The sequence below is a fragment of the Sphingobacteriales bacterium genome (assembly GCA_012517435.1).
Lineage (GTDB): Bacteria > Bacteroidota > Bacteroidia > CAILMK01 > JAAYUY01 > JAAYUY01.
Genome location: JAAYUY010000226.1, coordinates 1 through 18712, shown reverse-complemented (window position 1 = coordinate 18712; position 18712 = coordinate 1). Strand labels below are relative to the sequence as shown.

Here is an 18712-nt window from a genome sequence, read left to right as displayed (position 1 = left end):
TGGCTTAAACTTCAACCTCAAGATAGTCGGCACAGGCAAAAATCTCAAGCTGAGAATCCTTACTTTTGGCGTTAATACCTTCCTGCAGAATTTTATCAATATCAGTATCTTCCGACATGGGGTCGTGATGGGTAAAGCCAAGTTTTTTCACCTTACAGAATTCAGCAAGCCTGACGGCATAATCGGGAGTTCCGTGCCCAAAACCTACTGTGAATGAATTGTATTTTTCTCTGGAATATTGAGCGTCAATAATCAGCAGATCGGCATTCATGACATGTTTTTTCAGGTGGCCGGAAAATCCGTCTTCATTTTCGTTATCGGTAAGAAAGACAAATACTTTACCTGATTTTTTATCTTCAAAGCGGTAACTGATGGTTTTGTCGGGGTGTTTGGCACGGTGCATTTTTATCACCAGAAAATCATCAAGTGGATAAAGCTCTTCGTTAAGTTCGACCATTTCGTGATTAAGCTCTATTTTTTCGTAAACATCGAGGTCAAGAATGGTCATCCCAAATTTATTCAGCAGAAGTACCTGAGCCTGAGGCATCATAATGTCGAAATACTCAAACTTGCTTCTGACTTCCCTGACATCAATCGGGAAATAGGGTGGCCTCATCATATCCTCCATCATTTCTTTAGGCCCGATATTGTTTTCATTAGGACCTAAAAGTTTCATTCTGACAGTTTTTATAAAGGTAATAGGCGATAAAAACAGGCCCAGTGTATGATCATTATGCCAGTGAGTAAATAAGAGTGTTACTTCTTTCAGTTGTCCTTTGGTTTCTTTGAGCAGTTCGTCACCCATTGGAATTATTCCGCTGCCAGCATCAATCACCAGTGCACAGTTTTCACCGATATGATCGCTGTAAATACGAAGGCAGGTGGTGTTTCCTCCATAACGCACTGATTTTGGATTGAATACAGGGACCGAACCCCTTGTTCCGTAAAGCTTTACTTTCATAAAGAATATTAATTCTTACTAATTTTGAATGATGGAAGCCATTAAAAAATTATTTCAAAGGTAGCAATATTAGTAATAAAAAAACATCACCGGCAAATATATTTTTAACATTTTCAGAATAAATTGTTTGTAATTCCCCTGAAATGTGATTTCTCTTGCTCTGTAATCCCTTATTTGTCAACATTTTGGCTTATTTTTGCCTGATTTTTAAAACAAATGTTATGACAGTTTCTGTTGAAATCAGCTATTATCCGCTTTCTGGTAATTTTATTCCGCCTATCAGAAACTTTATTGATAAAATCAATCAGTATGAAGGTTTGAAAGTAGTTACCAATGGTATGAGTACCCAGATTTTCGGGGAGTATTCTCTCGTTATGAATGCCTTGACTACCGAAATCCGTAAAGCTATGGAACTCCCTCATTCTGTTTTTGTTATGAAAATAATCAATGCTGATTTATCGGATTAATGACCAGTATTGTTTTTGATTATTTATCAGAGAATTACCTTGAAATAATTGCCGCCATTGCTGGTATTGCCGGTGTCTTTCTGACTGCAAAGGAAATTATCTGGTGCTGGCCGGTTGCTTTGATTAATGTGGTTTTATCTGCCATTGTGTTTTATCAGTCAAGGCTTTATCAGGATGCAATTCTTCAGATTTTTTATTTTGTCATGACAATTTACGGCTTTTATTTCTGGTTGAAGGGGGGAAAAGAAAACACTGCTCCACCTATCAGGCATATCACTTTTAGCTTATCAATAGTCTTACTGAGCATTGGTATTATTTTCACCTTCTTGTCTGGTTGGTTTTTCGAACATTATACAGATGCTTCCCTGCCATATCTTGATGCCACCACTACCGTTTGGGGAATTATCGGCACCTTCCTGATGGCCAGAAAAATGATAGAAAACTGGTGGCTGTGGATTGTTATCGACCTGCTCTGTACCGGTATTTATATTTACAAACATCTGTTTGTTTTCAGCTTTCTTTACTTTTTCTTTACCATACTGGCTGTGTATGGACTAATCGAATGGCAGAAAAAAATTAAATTGCAGCAGTCATGATACGTGTTGCAGTAACCGGACCTGAGTCAACAGGGAAAACCTTTCTGGCGGAGAAGCTTTCAGCACATTTTAACTGTCCGCTGGTCGAAGAATATGCAAGGGTTTACCTCGAAAAACTCAACCGTCCATATACTTATGAAGATGTCGGGCAGATTGCCATAGCCCAGATGAAGCAGGAGGACGACATCATTCTCAACCGGCCTGATTTACTGATAGCTGATACTGAGTTACTTGTGATTAAAATCTGGATGGAATACAAATACGGAAAAACCCCGGACTGGCTGGAACCTAAAATAATGGAGCGGCAGTACGATCTCTATCTCCTTTGTGTCCCTGACATTCCCTGGATTTATGATCCCTTGCGTGAGCATCCCGGATTGGGCGACTTTTTTTATCAATGGTTCAGAAAAGAGTTGTCGTCAAGGAAGTTTAATTTTATTGAGATCAGCGGGAAAGAGCAGGAAAGAACTGATAAAGCTATCCGGGCCGTAAAAAGTTTGATTTCATTGGAAAAGCCATAAGTTTTCTGCTTCAGTGATAGGGATTATTTTTTATAACGGTAATGCCCGATGATTTTAAAGCTAAAAAGACAATCTTCAATCACTTGTCCGTTTCCTATGTTATGGATGATTAAATATCTGCGTCCATCGGTTGATTTTACCTTCGATACCAGCCCGATATGTGTAATGCCTCCGCCTAAATCCCAACAAACAATATCTCCCGGCAGATAGTCTTTCGGGTCTTGTGAAATTTCCTTTTCAATTCCTTTTCTTGAAAAAAAAGTCATCAGGTTAGGCACTCTTCTATGGTCAATATTTTTGTCTGGTTTTGTCAATCCCCAATTTTCAGGATATTTTTCAAAGTTTGCCACCATGTCCTGATGTACTTCTTTTTGCAGGTCAATACCGAGTTTGCGGTAGGCACGGATGATTACGTCTGTGCAGACTCCCCTGTCAGCAGGGATGTCTCCGTCCGGATATTTTATCTGAAAATAAGAAGGGTCATATTTTACTTTCTGGTGAGTTAAAACCAGGGCAGAGTCGGCAAGCCGGTCAAAAAAAGAAGTTTGCCCAGATACCAAGTAAAAAGAAAATGCAAAAAATATGAAGGTTGCTGTATGCTTTTTCATTATATTTACGCAAACGTCAGTGTTAAAGCAATATTGTGTTTGGGATAAATCCCTGTTATTAAAAACTGAAAAAAATGAATTTACAGGAAAATTTTCCCGATTTATAGAGACAAAATTATTTTTAATGCCCAAGAAACGGGATTTTTTAAGTTATTTCACGCTTATTTCTCCGGTTTATTTGCTTTGGCCAAAACTGACGGTTTGGCGGTATGTTTATTTTGCCGACCTGCCTGTCGGCAGACAGGTTTCAAAGCACAAATCTGTCATGTCATACGAAAGTTTATTAGATGTAGAAACGCAGAAATCCCCACTATCTCGGCAATAAAATATACCGCCTGTTACCGCTTGGTGTTCTTCTTTCCAGTCTTGTAAGCCATTGTCAATATTCAGTTTCTGTGTCATTGTTAAGTTGCTTTTTAATCTTGTGTCAGCTTGTGTGGAAGGGTATTTTTATTCTCTAAAGGGGAGGCGATTAATAATTTTTCTTCTGGGGTCGGACATGCCCACTCTTTGGCATCCCGATAGTCATCGGGATTGGTTGTAGCGTTGGATAGTGCGATCTGCCATTGCGCCTGGCTGTGTGGGTTGGAATTAATAACTAATTTTTGCATTGTCAAGTATTCTTTTTACATCATCAATTTTTAATGCAATATTCTCACCCTGATATTGAGGACCACTACCACCAACTAAAATTCCTATTACTGTGTTGTCATTTTTCAAAATACAAGGTCCACCACTATTCCCTGGATTTGAAGTCGCATCGAGTTTGAATAAATTAAAACCCTGAAATTTGTCACTGTTAATATTCCCTTTGCTTATTGAATAGTCGCCATTTGGATAGCCGATTAAAATTACTTCATCAAGATTATTAACTGCATCCGATTCTCCTAATTGTAAAGGTTCTATTTCTGTAATTTCTGCTGCTTCTAAAACAGCAATATCTGTTAAAAAATAGTCCATTGGCACCTGACCATTTATTGGTTGAACACTTGAAGGAGAGATATACTTAATTTTAGCTTTTACATTCAATTTACTTTTTGATTGTTCAAAAAATAATTCGACTTCATCACCGACTTTATTATTTTCGACAACGTGTCTTGCAGTTAATAAGATTGTTGGACTTATTAAAAATGCAGTGCCTACGCCTGTTGATGTTACAACCTTAGCAACAGGTTCTTGAATATCGGAATTAAATGCTGGTTTTCCTGTTATTAAACCTAAATTAAAAAATAGGTAAATAAGAAATGGCAATAAAATTGACACAATAAACAATATCGTAATTATTCTAATCTTCTTTAAAACAGAAACCCTATTGTTTTCCTGAATTGTTTCAGTAACACCTAAAAGCATAATATCGATGTTTTGAAGTTAATAATTATATGCATTGCGTTCATTCTTCCATCTTTCAACAGTCTTTGTTTCAGAAGATGGAGGATTTTCATAAACATTTTTCATTTGTTCAATATAACTTAGATCACTTAATAGATTAAAACCACCTTTTTCATCATAGAATATGAAAATATTCTTCATGTCAGTTAGTTCTAACATTCTATCGGTTGATTCGCCAAAGTCATTAAAGTTATTTGATTTGAATACTTTAATAACCTCCTTAATAGAACCATTATCACCACCAGCAATAAATTTAGGCAAATATGCTGATGGAGATAATATTTTGTCAATGGAAATGAAAGGAGATAATGCTCTTTTTGCGATACGAATACCAGCTTCAGGGTTGTCTATGATAAATTTTGAAACATCAAAATCTGGTACGCAATCTTCCATATCGATATTGCTTCGATATGAATTCAAACAGTCTTTATAAATCTCATCAAAAAAGCGAGCCTTGGATGATTTAATAAGATAATCCCACAATGTTGTAGCTTTGATTACTTCATCTTTTGTCCGTGCACTATTGTTTGTCTTTTGTATATAGATACGTTTTGCATTCTCTGTTTCATTAAAAAAAGAACCTGATGGATAAATTCTTAAGATTGGAAGTGTCTCATCATTAACATCTTGCTCGATATTTCTTATCCTTTTTTCAAACGTGAAAATATTTTCTTGTGTATCTAATTTGCCAGAAACTTGTGAAAGTAATGTAATAAAGCTATCAATTGTTTTTATTTTTGGCAGTTCTTTATTTGAGACAGAAGATTTTAGAGGAATATCATCTTTTGATATATTGCGCGATATATCAACTAATCCTTTAATTAACAAGTGCATTTTCATGATTTCAAATGCAGTTAATAATCGATCTTTCAAAACAGCATCTTGTTCTAAAACAATTTTGTATGTTTTCTTTTGAGTATTATTACACAAATCTCTCAAAATATTTTCCCAGATATCGGATCTAGAAGACAAACCCATTTGTTTCCAATATTCCAGAGTTTTATCAATAGACTGAGTAATAGATTCAAGAATATATTTTGTAAAATAAAGGTTCTCTGTTTCATCTAGTTTATTAACTACTAAATCATGAATATCATCTATTAATAAATCAATTGCAGTTTGAATATTGTTTTTGACTAAACTATAATAATTGCTATCCGAAAAACTGGTAAACATCTTTGATATATAATCGACAGGGTGCCCTTTGATGTTTTTAGAGTTAATTTTAAGTGATTCTCGTTCAATTTCTATTATCAAGTCTTTACCTCCGATACTATTTAATGTCTTAAAAGCATTAACTAAAAATTCGTCAAACAACTTATTTGTTTGTTGAAAAATAACAGCTTTATTTATTTGTTTCTTCTCATTATTTGAAAAGTATTGTGCTGAATCAGTCCATCTATTAATTAAATCAATACTTAATTTGGAAGCAACATATTCTTGAATCTGATCTTTAGGAAATTGAATTGCAGAAAGTCCAAATGTGCCATATTTGTCAATATGTCCAGCAGATTTTGCATCTACAAAACGTTCCATACGTTTTTCTTTGACACCTGCAATATTTAGAAACAAATAAAGCCCTGCCATTTTATACAATGCACCTAAATTACTCATAGCAGGACTTCCATCATAATAATCCTGACTTATAAATTGAACTAATTCATATGGTGGAACAACAAATTCTGTTGATACCCCATTGGGCCATTTTTCTTTATAAACAGATTCTACTTTGTTAAAATGTTCTAAATCTCTTAATGCACCATAACTATTAGCATATAGAACCTCAAAGCCCCTAATTGATGATGGTTTATTAGGCAATAAGAATAAACCAAATAATTCTTTAATATCTTTAATCAAATGGCGTATAAGATAGGCCATATCAATAAAAATTCCAGACCCAGTGCCACCTGTAAATGAACCAGTAATAAAAATGGTAGGCTTTGACTTCTCTGCACCTTTAATCATATGAGATGCTATTCTACCATAAGCATTGTTAATAGCATCAACAACATTTCTAAAATTATCTCCTTGGGAGTTACAGCCCCAAAGAGCTAAACGACCGCAAGAACGAATGCCTCCTGCACCTAAACCAGCATTAACAAGTTGATTTGATGGTGGCAACCAATCACCGCAACCTTCTTTTTTGAGATTGGTAACCATTTTTTCCATTTCACCTAAGCTCACATATACTCTTTTTATTTCATTAGGCAATGGGGTTACACCTACTTGATTATCTTTATTTGTCTCGATATAAAGATATTCGACATGCTCTGGTTTATTTTTCTTATATGTCTCATAATAGAAACGTTGAACATGCTCTAAAGTATATAAACCGCTTGTCCCAATACCTATTATCAAAGTTGGAGTTGCCATAATATTTAATTTAAAGAGTTTACATTAATGATTTTTTTCAAAGTATGGCGTTTGATAAAAAAGAAAATTATAAATGCCACATAAATAAATATCTGAGGTAACAACCCAAGATATAATAAGCCTGAAGCAAAGTTCAAATTATCAATACCTACCCTGAAGAGAAAAATGGAAATGTAGGTATTGTATAAAATAAAGAAAACAAACAAAGTCCAAAGAAAAGTTAATCTCAATGAAATTTCCTTTCGTTGCTCACTTTTTTTGAATAAAAGCTTGGAAAGCACAAAATAAATGACATAAATTATAATGCCACTTAAAGCAAAAAATATTAGCAAACTAATTAAAGTTTGCTCAAAATTGCTGTAAACCGAGCTGAAAAATATATTTTCCATAATTTTAAAAATATCCTGAATTATCAGAGTTAGTATTTAATGATGTACCACTTGAAAAACTGTCATTATTTGACATCGAGTTAAGTTTCTTTATTTTATCATCTTGTGTTTTCTTCCAGTACCAATAACCACCGCCACCGAGAGCTGCTATCAATAATAGCCACAAGAACCAATAAGAACCGCCAGAATTTATTTCAATGGTTGTAGTTGCAGAAGATGCATAAAAATTGGGCGATGCAGATGAAACTGTAATTTTCCATTTTCCATTAGAAAGATTAGAAACATTGTAACTATTGCCTGTTGCTGTGAAGGTTTGCATTTTCTCACCTGATATATTAATTGGGCTAACTCTAATTTTATATTCAGCATTCTTAGGTGCATTTTTACAGAACCAACTAATAGATATTTTATTTTCCTTGAAAATTATAGGTTTTGAAATTGTGCCTCCTTTAAAAGTTATTAGTTCAATCTTCAAAGGAGCAGAAATTGAATCAATGCATTGCGAACCACCAATATTCGGAGGAGTATAACCAGAAACATCAATTTTTTGGATAAATACAGAGAATGCATCTCTCGAAATAAGTTTTATTCTTATCCCTGGTTCTTCTCTTACAGGATTACTTTGAGTATTATAACCATCAACTAATTGTTGCTCATAAGCACTGTAATTTGGACGGCCCCCAAAATCATCTGAAATATTATCTGAGACAAAAATAAGTTTATAATTATTAATATTTTTCTTCTTTGCTATCTCTGCCATTCTTGCTTTTGCAAGGGAAATATAAGTCCAATTATCTCTTGGGGTAATTGGAAAGTTCTGTTCAATGAAACTTATTATTTCAGCCTGATTATTGACATCAACAATATTTGGAATATAGTTCATTACGGTTGTTCTTTCACCAAGTGGCATTATCATAATCTTGCTGCCAGCCCTAAGCATTGACGGCTGGACATTACCATCAGTAATAAAAACACTTGAATCAATAGGATTCCCCATTAAAATATCTTTAACTAATTGTTTTGCGTTTAGCAAATCATTCTGTTTAACAGATTTTGAAACATCAACTAAAATAAAAACGTTTTCTTGTGCATTTGCTTGAAAAGTTACAATAAACAGAAGTAAGAGGTATAAAAGTCGTTTCATATTATACAATTTTTTTAGGTTCAATTAAAAGGGCAATTAAAGTCAAAATTGAGGTAATAATTATTACCCAAATAACTAAATACCAATTATTTTTAAAAGAATTCAGCGTTGCATCCAAAGCATCAAGATAGTCCTGTTTTGTATTTGTAACAATAAAAGTTTCACAACCTGCATCCTGAAATTTCTGTAAAAAGGGATTTATTGCACCGTCAGAATAGTCAATAATGAATGTTTTATCAGGACTGTAATAACCTGCAAATTCTTCATCGTCAAAGAAGAATTTACTTGAGGGGATCGAATTGCCGACATTATCATCGCCATCAGTAATAACTATTAAAACTTTATTTTTGTAACTGTTATTTGCAAGAGTGCTTTTTGCATAAAGATATGATTTCCATATTGATTCACAAATTGGTGAACCCCAAACCTGGTTGGTTATTTGATTTAATCCGTCTTTGGCAGAAATAGGGTCAGCATAATAAATCACATTACCTGCTTGTAATTGAGAATAATTTTTTATTGCAAAAATCTCATTTATTGTATTCTTGCCACCAGATGAAAATTCACCCAAACCTTCTAATGTAGTTAAAAGGATTTCATTATTATTGCCCAAATTATCAAAGGTTTCTGAAAGTGCTTCAATAGCGTTTTTACTTTCCATGCTACCGGAATTATCAAAAACAATTGAAATTAGGTTTTTTCCAATATTTAATGAAAAGAGTAAAAACAAGAAACCAGTCAATAATAAAATAAAGCAGAGTTTCTTTTTGCGGTATGCTTTTTTTGCAAATGTTATAATGGTTTCAGCCTGCATTGGTGTTTTGGGCTGGTCAACAACTTCCTTTAAATCATCAGTTGTATAAAAACTTCGTAAATTCAGTAAGGCAATGATAGGTATAAGTAATGATAGGAATAAACTTATAAGCAAAGATAATTGTAAAGGATTTTTTGAAAAGTAGTTTGTTGCCCACCAGTAGCATATTAATGAAATTATTATAGTTGCAACAATTAATGCTGAACATACCCAAAAACTATGGATGCGAAAAACTGTTTTTAGTTTACTTTTTCCTTTCGGAATTATTTTTAATCCGATTGTAGTGAGTAACCATATTAACAAAATAGTACCTATTGGGTATATCCAGAATTCAAAGCTGTTGAATTCTGCCTCTTTGAAATATTTACCGAAAGCTTTAAAAAGTTCTTCCATAATTATGCTAAAATTACATTAGTTTCTTCATTGCCAAACCCATAGTTAATAATTTCCAGAACAGAATCTTTAGGGATGTTCTTTATATTTTTATATGGCAAACTGCACGTTTGATTTGCTAATTTGGTAAATGCTGCATATTTTTCATAATGCTCAAATAATGGCACATAGTTTAAATCAAGCCCAATTGCTTTTGACTTGCCATGAAGTTCTGATTTAAAAATTGTAAAGAATTGTTCAAAATCTTTTACAACAGATGAACTGTTATTCGTGAATTTGGAGAGATTGCTAAATTCTTCTGTAAGTATAAAAATACTACTTGAATATTTTTCAAAAACCTCTTTAAGAAGTATCCGTTTAAATTCTTTACTTTTTTCTTCGTTGTTTGGTATTTGTTTTAAACTTTGTATCAAGTCAATATTTGCTGTTGCCTTGCTATCTTTTATTTCGTTGATTACACCAACCCAATGATTAGTTTTATTGGGAATGTTTGAATTGAATTTAACAAGGAGTTGTGAGACTATCGATACTAATTCCGAATCAGAATGATTTAATTTTTGAAAATACTCAAGAGCCTTAATATATCCTTTTTGGCAAAAGTTGTAATAATCATAAGTTGCTCTTGCAAAAGGTTCGAGGTAGTCAACAAAAATTACTTTTTCTGAATATTTTTGATATTCACTTTCAATTTCCTGTTTCTTTTTTTGTAATTGAGTTAATTCACTATTTAGTTCATTCATTTTTTGATTACCTTGTTCTATATCTTTATTCAATAATGTAATTTTCCCTTTGAATGATTCAATCTCTTTTTGCAGATTCTCTATTTTTTGAGAGGCTTCTTTATTTGATGCCAAAGACTCTATTTTATTGAGAATTCGGTTTTCCATTCTCTGGATTTGTGATGAAAGCTCATTTGTATTTTGAGATTGCTGATATGTTTCAGTCACTGTTTGTGGCTTTTGATTGAATGGTTCATCTTCTGCGTATGGTTTACTTGGTTCAGAATAAACACTAGAATAGCCAATAATAAGATTTTTACCTCTTAAATTATTTTTTAGTTTATCCTTTTCTTTTCGATTTAAATTTTCATAATCGCCCAATAAATCAGAATTATACTTAATTAATTTACTTCTAGTTATTCCCATTTTTTCAGCAAACTCATTTAGTTCTCCACCATTATATTTTTCATAAATAGGATATTTTCCACGTTTATTAATAAATCGTCTGATTATTTTATAAAGAAAGAATATTATTATCAATATTAGAACACCACCAATTAAATATTGCCACCATGACAATCCACTAAATAAACCCTCATCTTCTACAACTTCATCTACTGGTGTATTTGTAGGTTCTTCAACTACAGGTTTGGGGATTTCACTTTCATAAAATACAATGCTTGGGTAACCTGGAATGATAAGTCTGAAAGGCGAACCACATTCTTTAATGTCTATTAATGCATTACCTTTTTTTAAAAAATTAATAATATTATTGTCTGCTTTGACTAACTTTATCGTGTCCTTATCATTTATGAATTTTGTTACGTTTATTTGGTACTGACTATCTAAATTTTTGACGAAGTTTAACTTATCAGATATTTGAGATAGATTTTCAACCGTAACTTTTTCGGTTTTCGTTTTTCCAAGGTCAATAGTATCTTTTCCAAATAAAATTTTCTTATCGGCAATTTGCTGATAAATTTCTCCTTTAAAAAATTTACGACCATTAATTTCAGTAGCTTCTGAAAACTTGATGAAGTTCTGAGCCATCGAAAAAATGGCTGTCAAAATAAAAACGGTGGTTAACGCGAAGTATCTCATATTCATATTTTTTTCAAAGTTAAAAATTAATTAATTATCCAAGTGTAATGCTCCTCATTCGCATCCGCAATTTCCTGATCAGAAACAACTCCTTTTTCTTCTAAAACCCTGTTATTTACAAGTTTTACTTTGCATTCAACATCGTCATCCTCTTTAACAATCATTCGAACAGCTTCAATTTCCAGAGGAATTCTGATACTTGCAATTTTCGAAAACTTATGCTTTTGATTTTGAGCTAATATTTGATTGGCATTTTTTCCCATTACTTGATAAAAATTGACCTTACCACCATCAAAAGCGAAATTTGCAGATAACTTTTTCTCACCAGTAACTTTGTCAATTCCTGAATTGTTTGAATCGAATTGACAGCCCATTTGAATTAACTCAATAAATTCAACATTAGTAGTATCTGCTGTTAATGTTTGTTTTATCCCAAATGAAGCGTTGGTTTTAAGGTTATTCAGGCGAATAGAATTCTTGTTAATTCCATACCAACATGCACCATGGGCAACAGCCGTTTTTGATTCTTCAATTGCAAGTGTTATTTTAACTGGGGTACTATTTTTTGATTTAAGTTGCTTTTCAACGGTTTCTTTTATATTAGGGAAAAACGTACTTCTACCCGAAAAAATAACTTTGTCAATTTTGCAATTGTCAGATAAATCAATTACCTCATTAACCGCATCCTTTACATTATTATAAATCAAATCAATAAAAACAGGATGGCTGAAAATCTTATACTTTCCTTTCGAGTCCTTTTTGAAGTTTTCGTAAAATTTGCTTTCTTCAGAGAATTCTATTGAAACGCCAAGTACTGGTTTTAAAAAATCATTTAACTGCCGTGTAGTTATTAGAGTATCATATCCTTTTTCATAATAATCTACAATTTGTAATTTTATTGATCTGGCAGCTTCAACTAAATCCTTTTTATTTTCTGTATTAAAATTTATTGTATTCAATTGTGGATATTCATTTGCGAACTTCTTTATGAATTTGAGAATGCAATAATCTATTGTGTCACCCCCAATACCGTATCCGATTTTTCCTAAAAAATCAATATAATAAACGGGTTTTTGTTTTTCTTCAATCTTTGATGCACTAACAATTGTAGCATTGATGGTTGCTCCACCCATGTCAAAAACTAAAATATTTTCATCTTTAAAATGATTATCACCATTATTAAAGCGACTGTAATTACTTAAATAATAAAATAAAATAGCTTCCGCTTCATATACATAACGTACTTCCTTGAATTGTTTCAAGTAACCAAGGCAATCAATCATGTCTTGAATCTTGCTAAGAGTAAAATTATTCGGAATGGTAATTACTGCTCTTTGAGGGTTGAAAACGCCATTATGTAAAAATTCTGGATTGTTCAATCTGTTAATGAAGAAAGTAAGTTCCTTGTATAATCCTTTGACAAGTAATGAGGATAATTCTTTGCCAGTAAGCTTTAATGTTTGGTTGTTTTTGAAAGTAATTTCCTTAATATCCTTAAAGCCAAGAAGTTTTTTTATTGACTGATATGAAACTACCCCATTTGAACCAAATTTTGTATTAGCTTTTGTTCCATATTCATAAAGTTTTTCAGGTATTTCGCCATTATTATTTACAAAATTTTCAGATATAAAGAAGTTTAACTTTGAATCAATTATCTTTTGGTTGTAACTATCAATACAGACTGATATATTTTCAGCATGATTGCCTATTGCCACACATGATCCGGTTGTGCCTGGATCAAAAGAAACCCATAAATCACCTAAATCATTACCGATATGAAATTTATATTCAATTGTTTCTCTTATCTCAGATTTAATGAATAGTAGTCTTGTTTCTCTTATTAAAGCTGATATTGTGAATTCTATTAGTTGTGGTTCTGTCAATTTTATATTAATATCATTCTGTCTTAAGCAAATTACAAAATTCAATTTGTTATTTTTATCTGCTTTTAATGGCATCAGATTCCCTTTATAGAATTCTTTAGTGGTGTTAAAATTCGGCTTTAAGAATAAATCAAAGCCTTCTGGAATTTTTTCGTCCTCTATATTGAAATATATTTCCGATTTCCAGTTAAACAAATAGTTGTTTGATTTATATATAACAAGTCCTTCAACAATAATACTATCTGATTGAGCATCCCAATGTTTGTAAGGAGTAAGAAGTTTACCGTACCTCCTAAAGTTTATTGTTTCAAAGGAATCTAAGTAGCCATTTACTGTCAACTTGATTTGCTTAGGTTTGCCAATTACCACCAAATAAATAATAATTAGCAACAACAAGATTATCGGAATTACATAATACATAATAATTATTGTTGTTTTAGTTTTAAAAATAACATTTTCCTTGTTTATAAGTCGTTCCGCAGTATAGATAAAATTCAAAGGACTAGCATCAGGCATTAAATAAGAAGTATTTACTTTATATTCAAACTTTATAAATTCAAAATCTCTTTTGTTAATGATTGGGGCCAGTTTCACTTTAAGCGATGGAATAAAATACAAACTTTTTGACTTGTTTAATGTCATTAAATCATCATCCGAAGTGTATTTTGAAATCCATTTATTTTCAGAGTTTAATTTGGCAATTGTCCCCGAGAATAAAACTTTTGATAAATCATTATAAGGAATGCTTATTATTAATGAGACCTCAACAGGTTTCAAATTATCATTATGCGTAAACCGTAAATAGCTTTCGGGTATTCTAAATTTTCTACTCCTATATCCTCTTTGCACTAATTCAATATCAGAATCAATAAAAATTGCAACATTTTCAGGGTTGTAATTGCCAGCTTTTGGTTTTACTTTGTATCCAATAATGCTAATTGGTTTCTGTGTTATTGTCTTGTTAAAAGTTAATTCAAAATAATCTATCTTATAATAAGCTGCTGATAACTTGTCTGTAAACGATTTTATCAAATTCGGTGCGGAATTTTCTGGTAGTACTCTATCATATGAGTATCTATAAATGTCTCTAATTCTGTTAAAGTCCATTTTATTGCCATGCATGGATCCTGTTAAAAAGTCACTTAAAATAATTAGTATGTATTCTTCCGCAAACTTTGATGTGTCAACTTTTGATAACACAATCGGATAAACATAGTTAGACAATGATACTCCAGCTCCAAAATCTGATGGAGTAGGTGTAATTGAAAATGCTTTATTAATATAATCTGCGACTGTTTCCTTTTTGCTTGAATAGAAGTCTGACCAATAAAGTTGTTTGTCTTTTAGAAATATTCTGCAAAATTCAGCTATAACTCCTTTTGAATCATAATTTTTCTCTGTCCATCTTAGTCGGCTAAATTCACTAAGAGCAATAGCAAAATGAAAGAATGAAATCTCGTCTTTATCTGGGTCAAAAAAAGTTAGTCTATTTTCCCTTTCGTTTATAAGATTAGTCAAATTAGCTTCACTATAATTAGTAATGGTAGTATTTTCAAATAAGTTGATAAGTGTATTTTTATAATTAATATTTGATTTTTCTGCTGTTTTAAAAGGGGTTGAAATATCATAAGCTATAATGAAATGCCTTCTAAATCTTTGTTGTGCTTGAACGCTGTTAATTATTAAAAACAGTAATAGTATTGACGTCAACAGGTGGGGAATGAATAATTGGCTCTTTGACTTTTGCGAAGCGGTGGCTTTTGTATCGGGCAAAGCCAAATGTGCCAATTGTGAGTTGGCAGAAAAACCAAAAAATGCGGTTGGGCCATAAATTAAATCTTTTTGTGTCGAGTTGAGTATTGTTGGGAAACGTTTTATGTTTGGTTGAGGTGTCATAATTAGTTTTTGTTTTTGGTCTAAGTCATTTAGTTCGCGAATATAATATATATTTTCTTTTTTTTACCCTTGCTTACAATGTTTGAATATACGCAATATTTCGCATATTTTTACTTTACTTGAATACGTATTAGCCATAAAAATTATTTTTAATTAAAATTCTGATGGCAAAATTAATAATATTTTTCAAACTGCCAAATGATATAAAGGACTAATTATTTTTTCCATATCTTTTGTGGTTATATGTGTAAATTTCAATGGTTTACATCATTCGTGACCCATCATGGATTGGAGTTGAAGCAAGTCAACCCATAGTTAAAGACTGGGAGTGCTAAAATATGTCTGAGGTTATACATGCCTGTATGTTTTTCAAAGCCGGATTTTTTTGCTGCGGTTTACAAATTTGCAGGAGTAAAGAACCTGTTTAGCTTCGATTTTATTGTGATAGCATCTGACACACATCCTTCCAATACAGGAAAGGGATAAGGGTATTCATTGATCCCGATAATGATACAAAACAAATTGCCTTCAGGCTTGTAAACACCTGAATAGGAATAAGAAAGGCATTGCAGGAACGCAATGATTAAAGCAATTCTCATCATACAAAGTTAAATCAAAGACTTTGACTTTACATATACATGTTATCAGTCATGCCTAAATCTTTAATGTCAGGGAAGCGAGATAAAATCGTCCGGCTTGCGGAAAATAGCCATCCATGGAATAATAATTACCCTCAAAATAATAGCGGTAAACCCAGGCGTTGCTTTCATACTCGTGATTAAGCAGGTTGCTGATTTTCACACTAAAATCTCCACTTATGGCTTTGTTGGTTTTAAAATGATAGCTGAAAATTAAATCATTAACAAAATAGGCATCGAGGCTGTTTTCAGGATTGGAAGTATTGTCAATGAACTGACGGCCAACATATTTTGAAAGCAACATCACTTTCAGATTCTGCAGAGGTGTGAAGTTTAGTGTTCCGGAAGAAACAATTTTCGGGCTGAATGAAATGTCTGTCGATTTGTAGAAATTGGTGCGTTGCCCGCCATTGTCCCAGTCGTCAACATATTCGGTAAAATTGATGATTTTATTGGAGGAAATTGCTATACTGTATTCATATTCAATTAGTTTGTTGAATTTAAACTGTGCAGTTATCTCTATACCGGTACGGTAGCTTTGGGGAACATTGGTCATCACCGGTGATCCGACATCATTAATTTTCCCGGTTTGAACCAGTTGGTTTTTGTAATACATGAAAAACAGGTTAGGTTTTACGGCAAATCTTTCTGAGGTAAACTGATAGCCAGTTTCCAGGTCGTAAAGATGCTCGGGCAAAGGATTGTAATGCTCGTCTGCATCACGGAACTCATTTCTGGACGGTTCACGGCTTGCCATTCCAAAGCTCAGATATGCCTTGCTTTTCTGATCAATATTGATGCTCAACCCTGTTTTTGGATTGACAAAATGATAGGACTTTTCCATCGAAAGGTCGCGCAGATCGTCATGTATGCCATCGATACTGTAATGAATAAAACGGTATTGTAAATCGGCATAAAATATTAGTTTATCACTGAAAAAACCGGAATATTTCCCAAAGATGGCTGCTTCTTTTTTATCACCCGTGTTGAGATACCACTGATAATCTTTTGGAACGGTCTGAGCCTGTTCTGCCCAGATGATGTTCCCGTAATGATCGCCCAGATAGTCATTGGCCGAACCACCTATCATCCATGTACTTAGTCTGTTATTCACCGAGACTGACCACACCAGCCCGAAGAAATGATTGTCCAGCCATTTCTGACGTATCAAATCAGTTTTGCTGATGGTATCATTTCCGATTACGGGGTCAGGAAGGCCATATTTTGAAAACTTTTGTCCTTCCTTGAATTGCTCATAATAACCCATGCCTCTGGTATAATGAAAGGCAGCGTTGAAATGGGTTTTTTCCTGAAATTTTCTCGAATAATGGAGTTGGTAATGCTGTTGCTTATAATTGTCAGTTTCGTTTTTGTAAGTATAAATATTGTAAGTCCTTGGATCGGAATTAATCAGATTTTCATATTCTTTTTCAGAAATCAGCCAGTGGTCGAGGTATCTTTTCATGCCGGCAGTATCGTTAAGTAACCTGACTTTTGGTACTCCATTCCACGCCTGATAAGTTCTCTCGTCACCACTGATAAAGGTAAACCGCAGGATGGAATTTTTTGAGTACCATGCTCCCGTGGTAAACACAGACTGAAGGTCGGCAAAAGCTCTGTCGATAAAACCATCTGTATGTTGTTTTGAAAGTTTGAAATCGAAAGTAAAGGCATCCGAAATAAGTCCTGTTCCGGCTGAAAAAGTGTTTTTCAGGGTATTGAAAGAGCCTGCCGATATGGCATATTCCGCATAGGGCTTTTCTTTCAGTTCGGCTGTCAGAATATTGATGTTGGCTCCAAATGAACCGGCACCATTTGTGGAAGTACTGACACCCCTTTGTATCTGAATATTATTAACATTTCCTGCCAGATCAGGTATATCTACAAACCAGACTCCATGAGATTCAGCATCATTGAGAGGTATTCCGTTGAGGGTTACATTTATCCTTGAAATATCGCTTCCGCGAATCCGAATGCCTGTATAACCGATACCGTTACCCACATCAGAAGTATTCACTACCGACACAGACTGCTGAAGCAGGAATGGCATATCCTGTCCCAGATTTATTTCCTTGATTTTTATTTTACTGATGTTATCTACAGCCGCAGAAAAATGTTCATCTAAACGGGTGGATTCTATGATGATCTCATCGTGAAGATAAGCAAGTGGCTGAAGCTCAAACCTTAATCTTGATGATTTTGCAGGATTAATTTGTCTGACCAGCGTTTCGTAGCCTACGAATGAAATCAGCAGTGTAACCTGGCTGTCGGAAGAAAGTAACAGCTCAAAGCTTCCGTCTTTTCCTGTGAAAGTACCGGATAACTTGTTTTCAATTCTGATATTTGCACCGGGTAATGCTTGCCCGGTTGATGCGTCAAGTACCACTCCCGATAGCTTGATTTGTCCTTTAGTCATTAAAGCAAAAGAAATCAGAAACAAAATGACCAATAATTTTTTCATGCGACAACAATTTTAAGTTAAGAAAAAATTACCGGTGCTGAATTGAACTGGAAATCCATTTCCCTACGCCAGCATTACCTGGATCAGGTTCAATGGGTATAATCTCAGCTCGTTATTTTGAGCACCCCAAATTTTGCCGCAAAGATATATGTTTATGAAAGAAAAGCGTCTCTGATTCTGCAAAATTTTTCTACGGGGTTTTCAAATGTCCAGATAGCCCCATGCAGCCCGATGGCATTAAACCCGATTTCTTTAATCATATCAATGTTAATAAGGTCGATGCCTCCGAGCGGGACAATCTTTTTTTTGGTTGCCCTGAGAAATTCTGCAAGTTTATCCGGTTCTTTGTAGGCATGTTT

At 33.4% G+C, this 18712-nt stretch carries 16 protein-coding genes and 1 riboswitch; of the genes, 3 read left to right on the top strand and 13 right to left on the bottom strand.

Annotated features, from left to right (window positions below):
• Window positions 1–4: 4 nt before the first annotated feature.
• Window positions 5–961, bottom strand: a complete 957-nt coding sequence (locus GX437_12605) for an MBL fold metallo-hydrolase (protein NLJ08496.1) — start codon at window positions 959–961, stop codon at window positions 5–7.
• Between the two features lie 221 nt (window positions 962–1182).
• Between GX437_12605 and GX437_12600 the strand changes: the two genes are divergently transcribed.
• From GX437_12600 to GX437_12590, 3 genes are read left to right on the top strand one after another with little or no spacing between them, the layout of a single operon-like run.
• A complete protein-coding gene (locus GX437_12600; protein ID NLJ08495.1) occupies window positions 1183–1428 on the top strand; it encodes a hypothetical protein in 246 nt (81 codons plus the stop codon).
• Window positions 1428–2024: a nicotinamide mononucleotide transporter gene (locus tag GX437_12595; protein ID NLJ08494.1), complete on the top strand. Its 597-nt coding sequence runs from the start codon at window positions 1428–1430 to the stop codon at window positions 2022–2024. The genes GX437_12600 and GX437_12595 overlap by 1 nt, the downstream gene beginning before the upstream one ends.
• Entirely contained in the window at window positions 2021–2545 is a 525-nt protein-coding gene (locus GX437_12590) for an ATP-binding protein (protein ID NLJ08493.1), read from the top strand. The genes GX437_12595 and GX437_12590 overlap by 4 nt, the downstream gene beginning before the upstream one ends.
• 23 nt (window positions 2546–2568) lie before the next feature.
• On the opposite strand, the gene GX437_12585 is transcribed toward GX437_12590, so the two are convergent.
• From GX437_12585 to GX437_12530, 12 genes are all read right to left on the bottom strand, one after another.
• Window positions 2569–3153, bottom strand: coding sequence for a DUF1287 domain-containing protein (locus GX437_12585; GenBank protein ID NLJ08492.1), 585 nt, complete (start codon window positions 3151–3153; stop codon window positions 2569–2571).
• 213 nt (window positions 3154–3366) lie between these two features.
• Window positions 3367–3555, bottom strand: a complete 189-nt coding sequence (locus GX437_12580; GenBank protein NLJ08491.1) for a hypothetical protein — start codon at window positions 3553–3555, stop codon at window positions 3367–3369.
• Between the two features lie 14 nt (window positions 3556–3569).
• The gene (locus GX437_12575) at window positions 3570–3764 is read right to left on the bottom strand and encodes a hypothetical protein (protein ID NLJ08490.1); all 195 of its coding nucleotides are present in this window, start codon (window positions 3762–3764) and stop codon (window positions 3570–3572) included.
• On the bottom strand, window positions 3745–4503 hold the full coding sequence (locus GX437_12570) for a trypsin-like peptidase domain-containing protein (protein ID NLJ08489.1): 759 nt from the start codon (window positions 4501–4503) through the stop codon (window positions 3745–3747). Before GX437_12570 ends, GX437_12575 begins: the two co-directional genes overlap by 20 nt.
• Before the next feature lie 18 nt (window positions 4504–4521).
• Entirely contained in the window at window positions 4522–6915 is a 2394-nt protein-coding gene (locus tag GX437_12565; protein ID NLJ08488.1) for a hypothetical protein, read from the bottom strand.
• Between the two features lie 393 nt (window positions 6916–7308).
• Window positions 7309–8448 (bottom strand): hypothetical protein, encoded by a 1140-nt coding sequence (locus tag GX437_12560; GenBank protein NLJ08487.1) that lies wholly within the window; start codon window positions 8446–8448, stop codon window positions 7309–7311.
• A 1-nt stretch (window position 8449) separates the two neighbouring features.
• On the bottom strand, window positions 8450–9655 hold the full coding sequence (locus GX437_12555) for a VWA domain-containing protein (GenBank protein ID NLJ08486.1): 1206 nt from the start codon (window positions 9653–9655) through the stop codon (window positions 8450–8452).
• 2 nt (window positions 9656–9657) lie between these two features.
• Entirely contained in the window at window positions 9658–11475 is a 1818-nt protein-coding gene (locus tag GX437_12550) for a hypothetical protein (GenBank protein NLJ08485.1), read from the bottom strand.
• Between the two features lie 26 nt (window positions 11476–11501).
• Window positions 11502–15254, bottom strand: a complete 3753-nt coding sequence (locus tag GX437_12545) for a hypothetical protein (protein ID NLJ08484.1) — start codon at window positions 15252–15254, stop codon at window positions 11502–11504.
• Window positions 15255–15649: 395 nt separating this feature from the next.
• The gene (locus GX437_12540) at window positions 15650–15856 is read right to left on the bottom strand and encodes a hypothetical protein (protein NLJ08483.1); all 207 of its coding nucleotides are present in this window, start codon (window positions 15854–15856) and stop codon (window positions 15650–15652) included.
• A gap of 52 nt (window positions 15857–15908) precedes the next feature.
• Window positions 15909–18353 (bottom strand): TonB-dependent receptor, encoded by a 2445-nt coding sequence (locus tag GX437_12535; GenBank protein ID NLJ08482.1) that lies wholly within the window; start codon window positions 18351–18353, stop codon window positions 15909–15911.
• A gap of 43 nt (window positions 18354–18396) precedes the next feature.
• Window positions 18397–18492, bottom strand: a riboswitch (TPP riboswitch).
• Window positions 18493–18505: 13 nt separating this feature from the next.
• Window positions 18506–18712 (bottom strand): hypothetical protein (locus GX437_12530; protein NLJ08481.1); only part of this gene is annotated, 207 nt, incomplete at its 5' end.

What these genes read in the sequence shown, in the direction of transcription:
- GX437_12605 (NLJ08496.1), bottom strand. Translation starts at nt 961, where the DNA reads ATGAAAGTAAAGCTTTACGGAACAAGGGGTTCGGTCCCTGTATTCAAT.
- GX437_12600 (NLJ08495.1), top strand. Translation starts at nt 1,183, where the DNA reads ATGACAGTTTCTGTTGAAATCAGCTATTATCCGCTTTCTGGTAATTTT.
- GX437_12595 (NLJ08494.1), top strand. Translation starts at nt 1,428, where the DNA reads ATGACCAGTATTGTTTTTGATTATTTATCAGAGAATTACCTTGAAATA.
- GX437_12590 (NLJ08493.1), top strand. Translation starts at nt 2,021, where the DNA reads ATGATACGTGTTGCAGTAACCGGACCTGAGTCAACAGGGAAAACCTTT.
- GX437_12585 (NLJ08492.1), bottom strand. Translation starts at nt 3,153, where the DNA reads ATGAAAAAGCATACAGCAACCTTCATATTTTTTGCATTTTCTTTTTAC.
- GX437_12580 (NLJ08491.1), bottom strand. Translation starts at nt 3,555, where the DNA reads ATGACACAGAAACTGAATATTGACAATGGCTTACAAGACTGGAAAGAA.
- GX437_12575 (NLJ08490.1), bottom strand. Translation starts at nt 3,764, where the DNA reads ATGCAAAAATTAGTTATTAATTCCAACCCACACAGCCAGGCGCAATGG.
- GX437_12570 (NLJ08489.1), bottom strand. Translation starts at nt 4,503, where the DNA reads ATGCTTTTAGGTGTTACTGAAACAATTCAGGAAAACAATAGGGTTTCT.
- GX437_12565 (NLJ08488.1), bottom strand. Translation starts at nt 6,915, where the DNA reads ATGGCAACTCCAACTTTGATAATAGGTATTGGGACAAGCGGTTTATAT.
- GX437_12560 (NLJ08487.1), bottom strand. Translation starts at nt 8,448, where the DNA reads ATGAAACGACTTTTATACCTCTTACTTCTGTTTATTGTAACTTTTCAA.
- GX437_12555 (NLJ08486.1), bottom strand. Translation starts at nt 9,655, where the DNA reads ATGGAAGAACTTTTTAAAGCTTTCGGTAAATATTTCAAAGAGGCAGAA.
- GX437_12550 (NLJ08485.1), bottom strand. Translation starts at nt 11,475, where the DNA reads ATGAGATACTTCGCGTTAACCACCGTTTTTATTTTGACAGCCATTTTT.
- GX437_12545 (NLJ08484.1), bottom strand. Translation starts at nt 15,254, where the DNA reads ATGACACCTCAACCAAACATAAAACGTTTCCCAACAATACTCAACTCG.
- GX437_12540 (NLJ08483.1), bottom strand. Translation starts at nt 15,856, where the DNA reads ATGATGAGAATTGCTTTAATCATTGCGTTCCTGCAATGCCTTTCTTAT.
- GX437_12535 (NLJ08482.1), bottom strand. Translation starts at nt 18,353, where the DNA reads ATGAAAAAATTATTGGTCATTTTGTTTCTGATTTCTTTTGCTTTAATG.